At 68.1% G+C, this 17,061-nt stretch carries 10 protein-coding genes; 7 read left to right on the top strand and 3 right to left on the bottom strand.

Annotated features, from left to right (window positions below):
- The first annotated feature begins 335 nt into the window (after positions 1 to 335).
- The 7 genes from AC6CH2_RS21355 (at position 336) to AC6CH2_RS21385 (ending at position 11,542) form a co-directional block, all read left to right on the top strand.
- A complete protein-coding gene (locus AC6CH2_RS21355; RefSeq protein WP_498270972.1) occupies positions 336 to 581 on the top strand; it encodes a hypothetical protein in 246 nt (81 codons plus the stop codon).
- 557 nt (positions 582 to 1,138) lie between these two features.
- Complete coding sequence (gene bacA, locus AC6CH2_RS21360) at positions 1,139 to 1,762, top strand: biofilm formation regulator BacA (RefSeq protein WP_498270973.1); 624 nt, start codon at positions 1,139 to 1,141, stop codon at positions 1,760 to 1,762.
- A complete protein-coding gene (locus AC6CH2_RS21365; protein WP_498270974.1) occupies positions 1,762 to 2,469 on the top strand; it encodes a PspA/IM30 family protein in 708 nt (235 codons plus the stop codon). The genes bacA and AC6CH2_RS21365 overlap by 1 nt, the downstream gene beginning before the upstream one ends.
- Before the next feature lie 52 nt (positions 2,470 to 2,521).
- Entirely contained in the window at positions 2,522 to 3,217 is a 696-nt protein-coding gene (locus AC6CH2_RS21370) for a hypothetical protein (protein ID WP_498270975.1), read from the top strand.
- Between the two features lie 54 nt (positions 3,218 to 3,271).
- Positions 3,272 to 5,323: a flotillin family protein gene (locus AC6CH2_RS21375; protein WP_498270976.1), complete on the top strand. Its 2,052-nt coding sequence runs from the start codon at positions 3,272 to 3,274 to the stop codon at positions 5,321 to 5,323.
- A 119-nt stretch (positions 5,324 to 5,442) separates the two neighbouring features.
- Positions 5,443 to 10,824: a DNA repair ATPase gene (locus AC6CH2_RS21380; protein ID WP_498270977.1), complete on the top strand. Its 5,382-nt coding sequence runs from the start codon at positions 5,443 to 5,445 to the stop codon at positions 10,822 to 10,824.
- Positions 10,825 to 10,837: 13 nt separating this feature from the next.
- On the top strand, positions 10,838 to 11,542 hold the full coding sequence (locus AC6CH2_RS21385) for a phospholipase D-like domain-containing protein (RefSeq protein ID WP_498270978.1): 705 nt from the start codon (positions 10,838 to 10,840) through the stop codon (positions 11,540 to 11,542).
- A 39-nt stretch (positions 11,543 to 11,581) separates the two neighbouring features.
- On the opposite strand, the gene AC6CH2_RS21390 is transcribed toward AC6CH2_RS21385, so the two are convergent.
- The 3 genes from AC6CH2_RS21390 to AC6CH2_RS21400 form a co-directional block, all read right to left on the bottom strand.
- Positions 11,582 to 12,793, bottom strand: coding sequence for a CaiB/BaiF CoA transferase family protein (locus tag AC6CH2_RS21390; RefSeq protein ID WP_498270979.1), 1,212 nt, complete (start codon positions 12,791 to 12,793; stop codon positions 11,582 to 11,584).
- 141 nt (positions 12,794 to 12,934) lie between these two features.
- Positions 12,935 to 14,860 (bottom strand): glycoside hydrolase family 127 protein, encoded by a 1,926-nt coding sequence (locus AC6CH2_RS21395; RefSeq protein ID WP_498270980.1) that lies wholly within the window; start codon positions 14,858 to 14,860, stop codon positions 12,935 to 12,937.
- On the bottom strand, positions 14,857 to 17,055 hold the full coding sequence (locus AC6CH2_RS21400; RefSeq protein ID WP_498270981.1) for an SUMF1/EgtB/PvdO family nonheme iron enzyme: 2,199 nt from the start codon (positions 17,053 to 17,055) through the stop codon (positions 14,857 to 14,859). Before AC6CH2_RS21400 ends, AC6CH2_RS21395 begins: the two co-directional genes overlap by 4 nt.
- Positions 17,056 to 17,061: the final 6 nt, after the last annotated feature.

Here is a 17,061-nt window from a genome sequence, read left to right on the forward strand (position 1 = left end):
CTTCCTGCAAGGGCGCCAGCCCGCACGATCGGTGCCGACGCAGGGATGCTCCAGACAGGCCATCCATGGCCTGCTTGCACACGGCCCGCATCCCTGCGGGCCGCCCTCCGGGTCTTCACTTGATCGGCAAAGCAGCAAAGCAGATCAAATCACGGCAACGGCAACGGCAACGGCAACGGCAAAGCACAAGCAGCGCCCGGCAACCGCGACGGGCGCGGGCCGCGCCTCGATGGTCGCTACCGCGCAGCCCGTCCTTGCTATAGTCGATCCCATCACGCGCCCCCGCCCACCGGCGTCGCGTTCAGGACTTCATCCACCGCAACGGAGTTGCCGCCATGGCCCAGCCCAAGAGCCACCTCGAGATCGCCCTCGCCTCGATCCCGGTATTCACCAACGACGGCACGCTCGACGTCGCCGAACTGCAGAAGCTGCTCGACCTGGCGCTGCGCGACCGGATCATCGACGACGACGAAAAGCGCGTGCTCGACAATATCTTCAAGCAGGCCGAACTCGGCACGCTCGACTCCGACGTGAAGCGCCGCATCGACGAGGCGCGCAGGCAGCACGGTATTTCCGCCTGAAACGATCCGCGTCGTGACGCGGTCGGCAACGCCGGGCCGCGCGACGGGGTGCGGGCGATTGACGGCATCATTTGATTGGGGACTCGGGACTCGGGACTCGGGACTCGGGACTCGGGAATCGGGAATCGGGAATCGGGAATCGGGAATCGGGAATCGGGAATCGGGAATCGGGATTCGGGAATCGGGAATCGGGATCGGGGATCGGGGATCGGGGATCGGGGATCGGGGCCGCGTCGGGCGGGACCCGGGCTTGGCGTTGGTTTCGTCGCAATCGGTTTGGCGTGGTCGCGGCTTGTGCGGCTCCTACCCTGGAGCCGAGCCGCTTCCGGGTAGGAGCGCGAGCCGCGACCGCGAACCTTGGGTTGCGGCGCCGCTGTCGGGTCCCGTCGCCTCTGGCCATGCGGGCGGTTGAGCCGCTTCGAGCGGTCTCGCCCTTAGCTCACCGCTAAGTCGTTGAAATAATACGTTTATATCGGCGCTCAGTCCTCCCCGCCGTTCGTCGGTATCTCACATGTCATGCTTGCCAGTGTCACATGTGATGGCTTATCGTGAACGACATGGAACGTCGATCCTCTGCCTACTACCAGCGCAAACATCGCGAGCGCCTGCGCGAGAAGGGGCTGGTCAAGAAGGAGCTGTGGGTGCTGCCGGAATTTTCCGAGGAGCTCATGGCGGTGGAGCGGCGGATGCGGCAGCCGCGCGGTGCCGCGCCGGGGCGAGGACGCGTGGAGAGTTCGATGAGCGACGGCAAGGTCTGGACGGCGGCGGGTCTGTACGACGCGTTGTCGCAGGACGAGGAGTTCGTCTACGGCGATTCGCAGATCGAGCTGATCGACGGGGCCGAGCCGAGCCTGCACCTGGTCATGGCCGAGTACGGCGACCTGCCGCTGTTCGTGGCGGTGGTCGGCGAACAGATCGTGGTCGAGGCGCTGCTGTGGCCGGTCGCGCATGTGCGCGACCCCTCTGCCTTCAACGAGGAAGTGCTGCGCACTCACAAGGTGTTTCCGCTGTCGACGATCGGCATCGAGACCCTCGCCGACGGCGAGGCGGTGTACATGATGTTCGGCGCGCTCAGCGCCGCTTCGTCGCTGTCGAACGTGCTGTACGAAATCGAGACCCTCGCCGACAACGTGATCAAGGCGACCGAGGCCTACGAAGCCCAATTGCTGGAGGTGGCCTGATGCCGGCGTCCGACTCGAACATCTGGAGCAAGCTGCTGACTTCGATCCGCGGCGGCGCGCGCGAACTCGGCGAGGCCTGGGTCGACAGCCAGGCGCTGCGCATCCTCGACCAGGAAATCCGCGACTGCGACCTGGAGCTGCGCCGTTCGCGCGAAGCGCTGGCCGAGTTGATGGCCCGCCATGCGCTGGCGCAAAGGCGGCTGACCGACTCCGCCGACCAGGTCGCCGAATACGAGGGCTATGCGATCAAGGCGCTGGAGTCCGGCGACGAGTCGCTGGCGCGCGAAGTCGCCGACAAGATCGTGCGGCTGGAATCCGGACGCGGCGAAGACGAACGCCAGGTACAGCAGCTCGCGCTCAGCGCGACCGAGTTGCGCAAGGCCATCGCCATGGCCGAAGGCAACATCCGCCGGCTCAAGCAGCAACTGGACACGGTCAAGGCCACCGAAAGCATGCAGCGCGCGCAGGCCGCGGTCGCGCATCGCTACGCCGGGCCGCAGAACCGTTTGCAGACCGCGGTCGATTCGTTGGCGCGGATCAAGCACAAGCAGGCCGAGCGCGGCGCGCGCATGGAGGCGGCGACCGAACTGGCCCGCCAGGACGGCGGCGACGCGCTGGAACGCAAGCTGCGCGAGACCGGCATCATCGCCGACGACGCCGGCGCCGAAGCGGTACTGCTGCGACTGCGACAGAAACTGCCGGGCTGACCGGCTTCATGGAGGCGCCGCAGGGAGCGCGGCACGCGGGGAGGGAGGGGTGATGCTCGAGTTTCTGCAGATCGTGTTTTCGTTTCCAACGGCGTTCTACTCCGTCCTGCTGGGCGTGGTGGTCGGCTATTGGCTGTTGTCGGCGCTCGGCCTGGTCGGCATGGACGTGGCCGACGGCCTGTTCGGCCATGGCCACGGTCATTTCGGCGGCGACGGCCACGGCCATACGTTAGGCGATCAATCGCTGGCCGACGGCGCCCATCACCATCAAAGCGTGTTCGATCCGCTGATGCGCCTGGGCCTCGGCGGGATCCCGGTAACCGTCGTGCTCAGCGTGCTGATCGCCACGGCCTGGGCGCTGACCTACCTGGCCGACCTGTACCTGCTGCGCCTGCTGCCGGGCGGCGGCGTGCGCTTCGTCGCCGACCTGGTCGCGCTGGTGGCCGCCTTCGTTGTGGCGATACCGGTCGCCGCGTTCGCGCTGCGCCCGGTGCGGCGCCTGCTGCGCAAGATGCAGCCCGAGCCGCCGCGGCCGCTGCTGGGCCAGACCGCGGTGATCCGCAGCCCGGCGGTGACCCGGGTCACCGGCACCGCGGCGATCGAAGACGGCGGCGCCGGCCTGATCCTGCAGATCCGCGACGAAGGCGGCGAACGTTTCAAGCGCGGCGACCGCGTGGTGTTGATCGAGTACCTCGCCGACCAGAACGCTTACCGCGTGGTCAGCGAAGAAGAATTTCGCGGCGCCTGACCCTGTCGGGGCGTCGCCGTCCGTATCGAAGTCGAGTCATAGGGAGATGCAAGAATGAATTTTCCGTCGGGTATTTTCATGGTCCTGACCCTGGTGGGCCTGGGCATTCTGGTCGTGTTCGTCCTGCTGATGATGTTCAAGGCCTTTTACATCAAGGTCCCGCAGGGCACCGCGCTGATCGTCAACGACATGTCGGCCATGCCCAAGGTGCATTTCACCGGCGCGCTGGTGTATCCGGTGATCTACAAGAAGGAGTTCATGAAGATCTCCCTGATCACCCTGGAGGTCGACCGCCGCGCCAAGGACGGGCTGATCTGCAAGGACAACATGCGCGCCGACATCACCGTGGCGTTCTACCTGCGGGTCAACGAGACCCAGCAGGACGTGCTCAAGGTCGCCAAGTCGATCGGCGTGGACCGCGCCTCCGACCGCACCGCGGTCAATGAGCTGTTCAATGCCAAGTTCTCCGAAGCGCTGAAGACGGTCGGCAAGCAGATCGAATTCGTCAAGCTGTTCGAGAACCGCCAGGAGTTCCGCGACCGCATCGTCGAGGTGATCGGCAACGACCTCAACGGCTACGTGCTGGAAGACGTCGCGATCGATTACCTGGAGCAGACCCCGAAGTCCTCGCTCGACCCGACCAACATCCTCGACGCCGAGGGCATCCGCAAGATCACCGAGCTGACCGCGGCGCAGAACGTCATCACCAACGAACTCGAACGCAACGAGCAGTTGGCGATCACCAAGAAGAACGTCGAGACCCGCGAAGCCATGCTTGCGCTCGAGCGCCAGCAGGCCGACGCCGAGGCGCGGCAGAAGCGCGAGATCCAGACCATCCAGGCGCGCGAGCAGGCCGAGACCGCCAAGGTCCAGGAAGAAGAGCGGCTGAAGTCCGAGCAGGCGCGCATCTCGGTGCAGGAGCAGCTCGACATCCGCGAGCAGAACCGCCAGCGCGAAGTCGAAGTGGCCCAGCAGAACCGCCAGCGCGCGGTGGTGATCGAGGTCGAGAAGGTCACCCGCGCCAAGGACCTGGAAATCGTCTCGCGCGAGCGCGAGGTCGAGCTGAACCGGATCGAGAAGGAAAAGGCGCTGGAAGAACAGCGCAAGGAAATCGCCAACGTCATCCGCGAGCGCATCGCGGTCGAGAAGACCGTGGCCCAGGAAGAGGAGCGGATCAAGGAAGTGCGTGCGGTGTCCGAGGCCGATCGCGCCAAGCAGGTCACGGTGCTCAACGCGCAGGCCGCGGCCGAGGAAGAGCTGGTGCGGCAGGTCAAACAGGCCGAGGCCAACGAGACCGCGTCCAAGCACCGCGCCGGCGAGATGACGGTGCTGGCGCAGGCCGAGCTGGAAGCGGCCGGTAAGCAGTCCGAAGCCAAGAAGAAGCTGGCCGAGGGCATCGAGGCCGAACGCGCCGCGCCCGGCCTGGCCGATGCGCGGGTACGCGAAGTCACCGCGGCGGCCAGCGAGAAGGAAGGCCTGGCCAAGGCGCGGGTGATCGCCGAAACCCTGACCGCGGAAGCGCGCGGCGAGCAGGAGAAGGGTTTGGCCCAGGCGCGGGTGATCGAGGCGCAGGCCGACGCCAAGCAGAAGCAGGGCCTGTCCGACGCCAAGGTGCTGGAAGAGAACCTGTTCGCGCAGGCGCGCGGCGACGAGCAGCTGGGCGCGGCCAAGGCCAAGGCGACCCGAGACCTGGGCCTGTCGGAAGCCGAAGTGCTGCTGCAGAAGTTCAAGTCCGAGGCCGAGGGCCTGTCGCAGAAGTTCGGCGCGCTGGATTCGCTTAGCGACCAGGCCCGGTCGCACGAAGAATTCCGCATGCAGTTGGAGAAGAACTTCGAGCAGGCGATCGCGTCGATCGAGGCCAACAAGGAAGTCGCCAAGGAACAGGCCGACGTGCTGGCCGCGGCGCTCAGCAAGGCCAACATCGACATCGTCGGCGGCGAAGGCGAGTTCTTCAACTCCTTCGCCAAGGCGCTGTCGGTCGGCAAGGCGATCGAGGGCGTGGCCGGCAAGAGCCCGATCGTGCAGGACGTGCTGCAGCGCTTGCTGGCCAAGTCGGACGGCAAGCCGGACGGCAAGGCCGCCAGCGAGACCGTGCTGGACTCCTGACCGCTCGCGGCCGGGATCAGCAGCATCGACCAAGGAACGCGCCGCCGCCTCGGCGGCGCATGGCAGCACGCCGGCGGCGCGGCTCAGTCCGCGGCCGACAGGATCGTTAGGACGGACACATGGCGGACACCAAGCCGGGCGCGGCCACGGGCGAGAACGCGAACGACGGCGGCGCCAACAGCGCGACCGCGAATCAAGCCGTCGACCAGGCGGTCGCCCAGGGCGGCGCGTACGAGGTATTGAGCAAGCGACTGGCCGAACAGGGCCAGCGCCTGCGCGATATCGCCCAGGGTCTGAACCAGCAGCGCCTCGACGAGTTCGGCAGCAGCCAGATGGCGGTGATCGGGCGTTTCCGCCTGCGCACCGAGAACAACTGCGTCGCCCGCGACATCGTCCAAGTCGGCGACTGCCTGCTGTTCGGCTACAACGTCTTCCTAGGGCTCAAGAAGGAAACCCGGGTCGAGGACGTGTTCGCGCTGTACCAGCTGGTGCAGGGACCGGAGGGCTACGACGTCACCCCGGTCGAACTCAAGGGCAGTTTCCTCGGCATCGACAGCTTCGCCCAGGATTTCCGCGAGCTGTACGCGTATTACAAGAACACCCGCCTGATCCAATTGATCGTGCGCGACGGCAAGTTGCTCGCGGCGTTCCAGATCGGCGAGCGCATCACCGACCTGCGCGTGTTCCGCTGGGCGATCGCGCCCGGCGGCGAGGTGACGTACATCGACAACCGCGGCGAGCGCGACATCGCGCTGCCGGCGCCGTTCGATTTCGAGTGGATCCGCGCGACCCGCGAGATGGTGGTCAACGGCCGCCACCCGCATCTGAACATTCTCGACAGCGTGTTCGTCGAGACCGTCAACGGCGATCTCACGGTCAAGATCGAGAACAACACCGAGGACGGCCAGGGCGTCTACCGCGAGCCGGTCGCCGACAAGACCCAGTCGCTCGACGACGCCCAGGTCGACTACGCCCGCGTCGGCAGCCTGATCCTGCTGAAGATCCTGCCGTACCGCGAAGAGCAATGGCGATACCTGGTCTTCAACACCCTGACCCGCAAGGTGGTGCGCCTGGACGAGATCGGCCTGGCCTGCATCCAGTTGCCGGAAGACCACGGCATCATCTTCCCCGGCGGCTACTACCTGCAGAACGGCGAGCACAAGCGCTTCGACCAGGCCATGGACGGCATGCGCTTCAAGCGTGCCATCCGCTCGCCGAACGGCGAGGACGTGCTGTACCTGTTCTACGAGCCCGAGCAGGGCCGCACCGCGATGTTCACCTACAACATGATCGAGCGGCGCCTGCAGACGCCGATCTTCGGCCATGGCTATGCGCGCCTGGAAGACGGGCGCATGGTGATCTTCGCCACCGAGAGCGACGAGCCGACCCGGGTGCACCCGATGCAGGTCTGGCAGACGCCGTACTACAGCGACGAGTTCGCCGCCAAGCAGCCGGCCGGCAACAGCTTCATGGGCAAGATCGGCAACGCCGAACTGGTCCGCGGCCTGTCGGAACTGATGAGCCTGTCGCGCGAGATCGAGGCCACCGAGGTCTCGGCCCAGCGTTACGGCCTGCTGGCGCAGAACACCCGGCGCCTGTTCGATGCCCACCACTGGCTGTCCGACCCGGCCTGCGGCGGCACCGCGCCGCTGCTGCGCGAGATCGCCGCGACCGCCGAGTCGGTGCTCGACGAATACGAAAAGGTCGAGAGCATCCGCAGCCAGTCCGAGCGCGCGATGGCCGAGGCACGCACGCGCCAGAAGGCCTTGCTCGACGGCCTGCAGCCGGAGAACTGGGAGCGGGTGCAGGAGTTCGTCGACGCCCTCAACGGCCTGACCGCGCAGCGCGGCCATCTGCTGACGATTCGCGACTACCGCTACATCGACGTGGCCGGCATCGATGCGATGGAGCAGGACCTGATCGGCGCGCACGAGCGCACCGCCGCGGCGACCGGCGCCTTCCTCGCCGGCGACAAGGCGCTGGCGCCGCTGGGCGAGCGGCTGCACGCGCTGGAAGCGCAGGCGCAGCAAGCGGTCAGCGTGGCGCAATTGCTCGAGCCGATCGGACAGATGCAGGCGATGTCGGGCGACCTCGACATGCTGTCGGCGCTGATGGCGACCTTGAAGGTCGACGACGCCACCCAACGCACCCGCATCGTCGAGTCGATCTCGGAGATCTACGCCAAGCTCAACCAGGCCAAGGCGCGCGCCGAGCAGCGTCGCAAGGCGCTGGGCTCGAGCGAGTCGGTGGCGCAGTTCGGCGCCCAGTTCACCCTGTTCGGGCAGAGCATCGCCAGCGCGCTGTCGCTGGCCCAGGACCCGGAGCGCGCCGACGAGCAGCTGTCGCGGCTGATGGTGCAACTGGAGGAACTGGAAAGCCAGTTCGGCGAGCACGAGGCCTTCCTCGGCGACATCCTGTCCAAGCGCGAGGAACTGCTCGAAACCTTCGAGGCGCACAAGCAGACCCTGCTCGACGACCGCCAGCGCAAGGCCCAGGCGGTCATGGACGCGGCCACCCGCATCCTCGACGGACTGGGCCGGCGCACCGCGCGCTTCGCCGGCAGCGACGAGCTCAACGCCTTTTTCGCCAGCGACCCGCTGATCCTCAAGCTGCGCGAACTGGCCGAGCGCCTGCGCACGCTCAAGGACAGCGTCAAGGCCGACGACGTCGAGGCGCGCCTGAAGGGCGCACGCGACCAGGCGGTGCGCGCGCTGCGCGACCGCAGCGAACTGTTCGAGGAAGGCGGCAGCGTCATCAAGCTGGGCCCGCGCCACCGCTTCAGCGTCAACACCCAGGAACTCGACCTGACCCTGTTGCCGCGCGGCGACGTGCTCAACCTGCACCTGACCGGCACCGACTTCTTCGAGCCGCTGCGCAACCCCGAACTCGACGCCGCACGCGATTACTGGGGCGTGTCGATGGATTCGGAATCGCCGCAGCTGTACCGCGGCGAGTACCTGGCCGGCCTGGTGCTCGAGGCGGCCGGCGCGAATAGCGACGGGCTCAGCCTGGACCTGCTGCGCCAGCAACTGGCGCAGCCGGAACTGCTGGCGCGCAGCGTGCGCGACTTCGCTGCGCCACGTTATCGCGAAGGCTACGAGAAAGGCATCCACGACCACGATGCCGGCCTGATCCTGCAGGCGCTGCTGCCGTTGCGCGACAGCGCCGGCAGTCTCGGCTTCGAGCCAGCCGCGCGCGCCTGGGCGGCGTTGTTCTGGTCGCGGGTCGCCGAACACGCCGACGCTCGCCAATGGCCGGAACGCGCGCGCACCGCGCGCGACATCCAGCAGTTGTTCGCCAGCGCCGCCGGGCTGGAATCGCTGCGCACCGAAATCGCCGCGGCGATGATCGGGTTCGCCCAGCAGCAGACCCTGGCGATCGACCCGGCGCTGACCCCGCGCGCGGCCGAGTACCTGGTACTGGAGCTGTCGGCCGAGCACCCGCAGTTCGTGTTCAGCAAGTACGCGCAACAACTGCTGCACGCGCTGCGCGACAAACTCACCGCGGCGCGGATGTGGGACGGCTTCGTCCAGGCCCTCGACGGCCTCGGCGACCGCGTTGCCGCACGTTGGGCGTTGGCGATGAACTGGGTCGAGGCGCTGGCGCGTACCCCCGAACTCGCCCCGGTCGCGGCCTATGCCGCCGAAGCGGCGGCCTTGTTGCTGCTCGACGAACGCTTTCCGAAGAAGATCACCGAGGTCGACCTGAGCGCGCCGGTGCAAGGATTGCTCGGCGAGCATCCGCGCATCGTCGAGGGCCGCATGAGCCTGGCGATCGACGACTGGTCGGCGCGCCTGCGTCATCACCGCGAGACCTTCGTTCCCGGCTTCCAGCGCTATCAGGCCCTGCGCCAGGAAATCGTCGGTCGCGAGCGCCACGCCCTGCGCCTGGACGAGTTCAAGCCGCGTCCGCTGACCTCGTTCGTGCGCAACAAGCTCATCAACGACGTCTATCTGTCGGTGATCGGCGACAACCTCGCCAAGCAGATGGGCACGGTCGGCGAGAGCAAGCGCAGCGACCTGATGGGCCTGCTGATGATGATCTCGCCGCCGGGCTACGGCAAAACCACCTTGATGGAATACGTGGCGCACCGGCTCGGCCTGATCTTCATGAAGATCAACGGACCCGCGCTCGGCCATGAAGTGCGTTCCCTCGACCCCGAGCAGGCGCCCGACGCGACCTCGCGCCAGGAGCTCGACAAGCTCAACCTGGCCCTGGAGATGGGCAACAACGTGATGCTGTATGTCGACGACATCCAGCACACCCATCCGGAGTTCCTGCAGAAATTCATCTCGCTGTGCGACGGCACCCGTCGCATCGAGGGCGTGTGGAAGGGCCGTACCCGCACCTACGACATGCGCGGCAAGAAGTTCTGCGTGGTCATGGCCGGCAACCCCTACACCGAGTCCGGCGAGGTCTTCAAGATCCCGGATATGCTCGCCAACCGCGCCGACATCTACAACCTCGGCGACGTGCTCGGCGGCATGGAGGCCTCGTTCGTGCTCAGCTACATCGAGAACAGCCTGACCTCGAACCCGGTGCTGGCGCCGCTGGCGACGCGCGAGATGGCCGACCTGTATCGCTTCGTCGATAAGGCCCAGGGCAAGCCGTTCTCGGCCAACGAACTCAGCCACGCCTACAGCGGGGCGGAGATCAACGAGATCGTCGCCACCCTGGAGCGGCTGGTGAAGGTGCGCGACGTGGTCTACCGGGTCAACCAGCAGTACATCGCCAGCGCCGCCCAGGCCGAGAGCTATCGCACCGAGCCGCCGTTCAAGCTGCAGGGCAGCTATCGCAACATGAACAAGCTTGCCGAGAAGATCTCGCCGGTGATGAACGAGGCCGAGCTGCAACAGCTGATCGGCGACCACTACCTCGGCGAGGCGCAGCTGCTGACCAGCGGCGCCGAGGAAAACCTGCTCAAGCTCGGCGAGATGCGCGGCACCCTCGACGAAGCGCAGGCTGCTCGCTGGGCGCAGATCAAGCGCGATTTCCAGCGCAACAAGGCGATGGGCGCGGGCGACGCGGATGTCGGCACTCGGGTCGTGGCGCAGCTCAACGACCTGGTCGAGAGCGTGCGCTCGCTCGATCAGTCGGCCACTCAGGCTGCGAGCCGTGCCGAGGCACCGCCGCCGTCGGCACCGTGGCCGGAAATCCTCGCGGCGCTGGAACGTGTCGCGCAAGCGCAGGCGCAACCGCCGGCGGTCCCGGCTGGCCCGACGCCGGATCTGGGCAAAGTGCTAAGCGGTCTCGGCTCGTCGCTGCAAACCTCGCTGGTGCCGTCGTTGCAGTCGGCGTTCGATCCGTTGGTCAACCACCTGCAGGACAGCAGCGAGCGCCAGGCCCGGCTCAACGAAGCCCTGGTCGAGATCTTCAAGCGGCTCGGCCAGCGCGACGTCGACGACGCGCCGACGCGCGCGGAGATGACCGAGCAGCAGCGCGAACTGCAGCGCGCGCTCAACGAATTCGCCGACCGCCTCAACGGTCGCATCCAACGCTGAGGCAGGGGCAGGAATGGATTTCGACCGGCTGGACCAGACCTTGCGCGACAGCATCGCCGATCGCACGCTCGATAACGACGAGAAGTTCGAGTTGCGCGAGCTCGGCGCCGGGCTCGGCAGCGAGCGCGTGCGCTATCTGCGCAACCGCGCCTTCGACATGACCCGCGAGCTGATGCTCGGCGAGCCGGTGCATGCCCTCGACGGCCTGCGCTGGCTGGAGCAGGTGATCAAGACTCTCGACGTGGTCGCCGCGCCGGCCACGGTGTCGAGCGCCTACTTCGCCCCCGGCGACGCCTGCCTGCGCAAATTGCGCGAGTTGTGCCGCGGCGCCAGGCGCAGCGTCGACATCTGCGTCTACACGATTTCCGACGACCGCCTCAGCGATGAGATCCTCGCCTGCCACCGGCGCGGCATCGCAGTGCGCCTGATCAGCGACAACGACAAGAAGTTCGACGACGGCAGCGACGTACTGCGGCTGCGCGACGCCGGGGTGCCGGTGCGGATCGACGACAGTCCCTTCCACATGCACCACAAGTTCTCGCTGTTCGACGGCCGGGTGCTGGCCAACGGCAGCTTCAACTGGACCCGCAGCGCGACCACCAGCAACGAAGAGAACCTGGTGGTGACCGACGACGCCAACCTGGTGCGTTGCTTCGCCGGCCAGTTCGAGGAGCTGTGGCAGAAGTTCGCCCTGGATGCGCAGGCCGCACGCTACTAGCGCGGCGTGCCTGCGCCTGGACGGCGGGACGCCCGGCGCTCAGCCTTCGACCGGGCCGCGCCGCCGCCAGCTCAGCGCGCCGCGGTCGGCCAGTTCGTCCTTGATCGCGCGGGTGTCCTGGTCGAGCATCGGCGCGGCGAACGGGGCCGGGCCGGGGGTGCGGCCGAACTTGATCGACTGGGCGACGCCCCGGTAGCGGCCGACCTGCGGGTGCTCGATCGGGCCGACGATGCCCTCGGCGAGCACCTGCGGATGCTCGAACATGTCCTCGATGCGCCGCGCCGCGGCGCAGGGCACCTCGTCGCCGAACAGCGCTTCCCACTCCATCGCGCCGCGCGCCGCCAACGCCTGGTGCAGGCGCGGCACGATCTCGGCCGCCGCCTGCGCGCGCTTGCGCACGCTGTCGTAGCGCGGGTCGTCGGCGAGTTCGGCCAGCCCGGTCTTCTCGCACAGGGCTTTCCAGAAGCGCGCGGTGTTGGCCGAAATATAGATATGGCCGTCGCGGGTGGGGTGGATCCCGGTGACCCCGCCCGAGCGCATGTCGCGGCCGATGTCGAGGCCTTCGCCGTCGGCCCAGATCATCCGCGCCGATTGCATGGTCAGGGCGCTGCGCAACAACGACACCCCAACGAACTGGCCCACGCCGCTGCGTTCGCGTTCGTACAGCGCCGAGGACACGCCGGCGGCGAGCAGGGCGGCGGCGTAGTAGTCGACCACCGAGCCGTAGATGATCTCCGGCGGTCCGCCGCGGCGCCCCTGCAGCGCGCACATCCCGGTCATGGTCTGCAGCACCTGGTCGTAGCCGGCCTTGTCCTTCATCGGGCCGCTCTCGCCGTAGCCGCTGACCGCGCAATAGATCAGGCGCGGATTGATCAGCTGCAGGCGCTCGAAATCGATACCCAGGCGCGGCGGCACGCTCGGGCGGAAGTTGTGCACCAACACGTCGGCCTCGCGCACCAGGCGCAGCAGCACGGCGTGGTCGGCCGGGCGCTTCAGGTCGAGCACGATGCCGCGCTTGCTGCGGTTGACCCCGAGGAAGGCGCGGCTTTCGCTGGCCAGGGTCGAGGGATACTGGCGCAGATTGTCGCCGTCGGGCGGCTCGATCTTGATCACGTCGGCGCCCTGGTCGGCGAGCAGCGTGCAGCCGTAGGGGCCGGCGATGTAGGCGCTGAGGTCGAGCACGCGGATGTCGGCGAGCGGCCCGGCCGGAGCCGTGCGGTCGGAGGTCGGGGCGGGGGAAGTGGAGTCCATGCGGTGCGCGTCCGAAAGCCTGGAACCTGATGCGAGTCGCTGTGCCGGGCCACTGTGCGCCAGTCGCGGCCGCGGAAACACCCTCGCCGCATATGTTCTGGCAGCACAAATTCTTGCTTGGCGCGTGGACTGTGCGGGCAGTCACGTCGCCGGCGGAGGCGAGGGCAGCGGGGTGGGCGCGAGCGACATCCAGGTCAGGCGCCAGGCGCCGTCGATGCGGCCGCCGGCGCAGTAGTAGGGGTGAAACAACAGCGGCGCGCGATAGCCCGGGTCGAGCTCGATGCGCGGCAGCGGCTCGGCCGCATCCGGCCCCGACCATCGCAGCCAGGCGCTCGGCGGCGCCGACGGCAGACGCAGGGTTTCCTCGGTCTTGAAGCCGTCGATCAGGCCGGTCGCATACACCAGCGGCCCGCAGGTCAGCGCGAGGTACTCGTAATGCAGCACTTCCTGCGCCACCGCGCTGCCGTCGGGCGCGCGCGACTCCTGCACGTTGCGGTGGACCGCGGTATGGGCCTGCGGCGTCATCGGGAATTGCAGGTCGATCGCGTCGCCCGCCGACCACCGGCGGTCGATGACGAAGTAATCGCCGGGGACGATCTCGCCCTCGCAGGCCGTGCCGTTGACCGCGATCCGCGCCTGCGCGGCCCAGGACGGAATGCGCAGCTTGAGCCGAAAGCGCGCGGCGCGCTCGGGGTCGATGCGCAGGCGGATCGCGCCGTCGAAGGGATAGGCGGTGTCCTGTTCGATCCTCACCGGCCCGCACGAGGGCAGCTCGATCCGCGCCGAGCCCGCTGCGTACAGATTCACCGCGATCGCCTCGTCGCCGGCGCGCGCATAGGCCACGCCGGGCAGTTCCTCCAGCGCCATCGCGCCGCTGGACTTGCAGCAGCGCCAGTACGTGGTGTGCACGCGACGGCCGTTGGCGAATACGTAATAGCACCAGTCTTCGCCGTCGGGCGCCTGCGCGCCGAGCAGATCGTTGTAGGCCGAACGCTCGATCTCCTCGGCATAACGCGCCTCGCCGCTGACCGCGAGCAGTTCGCGGTTCAACTGCATCCAGGCCAGGGTCGAACAGGTTTCGACATAGGCCTGCGGGCTGAACACCCCGGCCGGGTTGAACACTTCGCGCGAGCGGTGGCCGACGCCGCCGCAGGGGCCGCCGCCGAGGCTGAGATGGTGCGCCTGGATGCTGCCCCAGAGGTTCTCGACCGCGCGGCGGTAATCGGGATGGCCGGTGGCGCGGTGCAGCTTGGCCAGGCCGACCAGGTTCCAGGCCAGCTGATAGGCCTTGCCGGTCGCGATCTGCGCCGCGTCGGTGCCGTCCAGCGCCTGCGACAGCAAGCGCAGTTCGGGGTGGCGCTCGGCCTGCGCGAGCACGAGCTGCGCGAGTTGCAGATACGCCGCTTCGCCGGTGGCGAAATACAGCTCGACCGCCGGGTCGATCAGCACCGTCGCCGACAGGCCGTGGTGGTTGCCGAGCTCGGTGATGTCGATGCCGTCGTCGCCGAGGCTGCGCAGGCAGAGATCGCCGATGCGCCGGGCCGCGTCGAGATAGCGCGGCGCCGGGAAGTGGCGATGCACTTCGAGCAGGCCCAGGATCAGATAGGCATGGGTCCAGATGTCCCAGGTGCGCACGCTCGGCGCGCCGTCCCAGCTCACCGGCTTGGGCGGCTGCCTGCGCATGAAGCGGCGCTCGGGCGCATAGGTGCCGAGGTAGCCGTCGTCTTCCTGGGTCGAGACCAGGAAGTCGGCGACCCGCAACACGCGCGCACGCAGTCCGGCATCGCCGCTGCGCGCGGCGGCCTTGGCCGCGGCGATCAGCCATTTGCCGGCATGCTCGCCGTACCAGTCGCCTTCGCGGTTCTGCCGGCGTTGCTGCGGGGCGAAGATCGCGATCGCCGGACTGGTCTCGTCGACGATGAAGTGCGACAGCCGGCCGTGGCGATTGGCTTCGAGCGCCTCGCCGAGCAGGCCGCCGAGGCGGACGTTCGTTCCATCCCGAGGTCCGCCAGGGCGGACCTCGGCCATGTCGTGCGAACGCTCGCCGTGCGGCATGCCGGTATTCATGCGGCATCCGCCGCGCAGCGGAAGCCTATGCAGCCCGAGCGATCCTTGCTCGGCGCCATCAGCAGGTACTTGCCGTGCTGGTCGAGCCGGTAGGCCTGCGGGAAGTACCAGTGCGAGGTCTGCGGCTGGTAGGCGCTGCCGCCGCGCAGGATCGCCGCGCGGGTGTGTTCGTCGAGATATTCGTCGCTCCATTGCCAGACGTTGCCGACCAGGTCGAGCACGCCGAACGGACTGGCGCCGGCCGGGTGCGCGTCGACATCGGCCGGCGCGCGCAGCCGGCGGCTGCGATTGGGCACCGGCACCGCGTCGTCGCGCCAATCCTCGCCCCAGGGATAACGGCGGCCGTCGCCGCCCTGGGCGGCGTACTGCCATTCCCATTCGCGCGGCAGGCGCTTGCCGGCCCACTGCGCATAGGCGCGCGCGTCTTCGAGCGCGACCCATGTCACCGGCTTGCGTTCCCAGCCCGGGCGCGGCGCGCCGTCGACCCAATCGCGCAGATAATTGTGCCGATCGCGCGGGACGTAGCCGCTGTCGGCGACGAAGCGCTGGTACTCGGCATTGGTCACCGGGGTGCGGTCGATGAAGAAGCGCGGCAGGCGCATGCGCTTGCGGTGATGGCGGCGCGGGCTGTCTTCCCACGGGTATTGCACGTCGACGCCTTCCCAGGTCTGGCCTTCGATCTCGACGCCGCCGACCACGAAATCGAATTCGCCGGCCGGGATTTCGAGCATGCCCGGCGGCGCCGATGCGACCGCCGCGACCGCCTCGATGGGCAGCAGCCGTTGCGGCAGGGCGCGCCACTGGTTCGAGTAACGATGCAGGGGCGTCGCCGACAACGCGTGCATGCGGCCGAGGAACGCATCGAGGCCGTCGATCGCGGCGCCCGGCGCCAGCGCGAGCACGGCGCCGAAACCGCGGCCTTCGAGCACGAAGTCGAGCACCGCGCGGCCGCCGTCGAGGCGCGGCTGCAAGGCGACGCCGTTCCAGACGTCGTAGTAGCGCGTGCCGTCGAGATGATCGACCGCGATCTGCTCGCCGGCGATTTCGTATTCGTTGCGGTTGACCAGGGTCCACACCGTGCTGCCGCCGTGCGGGAAGCGGCTGGCGAACACGCCGGCCTGCAGGGTGCGCGCATACGGGCGCCAGTCGGCGCTGACCATGTGGGCGGGGAACTGCCTCTCGATCGTGGCGATGCGCCGCAAGGTCTCGGCATCGCGCTCGCCGAGCTGGTTCCACAGGCCCCAGACGTTCTCCCAGGCGTTGTAGCCGATGCCGTTGAAGAAGATGTACTGCAGGTCGTGATTGCGCTCGCGGCCCCAGCGATTCTCGTAGTTGATCATGTGGCGAGGTTCCAGCCACTTGAACTTGGCGACCGCCGGCACGACTTCGTTGGGCGCCTTCTTGCCCCAGCTCTGCACGTTCCAGATCAGCGCCTCCTCGGCGCTGATGGTCGACTCGGGCTGCAGCACCACCGGGTGGCCGAGCGCGTCGCAGGCGTCGAAGAACGCGCGCGGCACGCCGTTGTAGGTGTCGCCGTTGACGCCGTCGGCGCCGACCGCTTTCACCAATTGCGCGATCGATTCCCAGTCCGTGCGTCCGCTGTCGCGGGTGCCCTGGTCCCAGGGCATGGTCGGCAGGAACACGCGCACGCCGCGGCGATGGAAATCCGCGATCGCGCCGCGCAGGCCGTCGAGCCCGCCGGGCAGGTCGGCGGCGAGGTCGAACTGGTTGCGGTCGTCGACGCCGATGTTCGGGTACACGTGCCAGATCAGCACGCTGTCGATGCCGCCGTAGCGGCGCTCGAGGTCGTCGAGATAGCGGTCGACCGTGTAGCGGCCGGCGACCGGATCGTAGAAGTAACGGTCCTCGGCCATCATCTGGGCATGGACGAAATTGCGCTGCGCCCACTGCAGTTCGGGGCGGCGGTAATGGGCGTCGTCGTAGCCGATCCGGATCAGGTGTTCGCGGCGCCAATCGCGCAGCTCGGCGATCCAGTCGTCGAGGGTGCCGTCGACATCGATCTTCCAGTGGCCGATCTCGGCGAACGGCCAGCCCGGCGCCTTGCCCGGCAGCGGCAGGTAGCGCTGGGTGGTGACGTGCGAGAACTTGTACTCGGTGCGCACCCGCGGACGTTCGTCCTCGCTGGCGGCGTCGTGGAAATCGGGGGAGTCGGGCGGGCGGGGCGCTGAGGTCATGGGAAC

It is taken from the genome of Lysobacter sp. GQ73 (genome assembly GCF_059758755.1).

Coding starts and splice junctions, on each gene's coding strand:
- AC6CH2_RS21400 (WP_498270981.1), bottom strand. CDS start 17,055: ATGACCTCAGCGCCCCGCCCGCCCGACTCCCCCGATTTCCACGACGCC.
- AC6CH2_RS21355 (WP_498270972.1), top strand. CDS start 336: ATGGCCCAGCCCAAGAGCCACCTCGAGATCGCCCTCGCCTCGATCCCG.
- bacA (WP_498270973.1), top strand. CDS start 1,139: ATGGAACGTCGATCCTCTGCCTACTACCAGCGCAAACATCGCGAGCGC.
- AC6CH2_RS21365 (WP_498270974.1), top strand. CDS start 1,762: ATGCCGGCGTCCGACTCGAACATCTGGAGCAAGCTGCTGACTTCGATC.
- AC6CH2_RS21375 (WP_498270976.1), top strand. CDS start 3,272: ATGAATTTTCCGTCGGGTATTTTCATGGTCCTGACCCTGGTGGGCCTG.
- AC6CH2_RS21370 (WP_498270975.1), top strand. CDS start 2,522: ATGCTCGAGTTTCTGCAGATCGTGTTTTCGTTTCCAACGGCGTTCTAC.
- AC6CH2_RS21380 (WP_498270977.1), top strand. CDS start 5,443: ATGGCGGACACCAAGCCGGGCGCGGCCACGGGCGAGAACGCGAACGAC.
- AC6CH2_RS21385 (WP_498270978.1), top strand. CDS start 10,838: ATGGATTTCGACCGGCTGGACCAGACCTTGCGCGACAGCATCGCCGAT.
- AC6CH2_RS21390 (WP_498270979.1), bottom strand. CDS start 12,793: ATGGACTCCACTTCCCCCGCCCCGACCTCCGACCGCACGGCTCCGGCC.
- AC6CH2_RS21395 (WP_498270980.1), bottom strand. CDS start 14,860: ATGAATACCGGCATGCCGCACGGCGAGCGTTCGCACGACATGGCCGAG.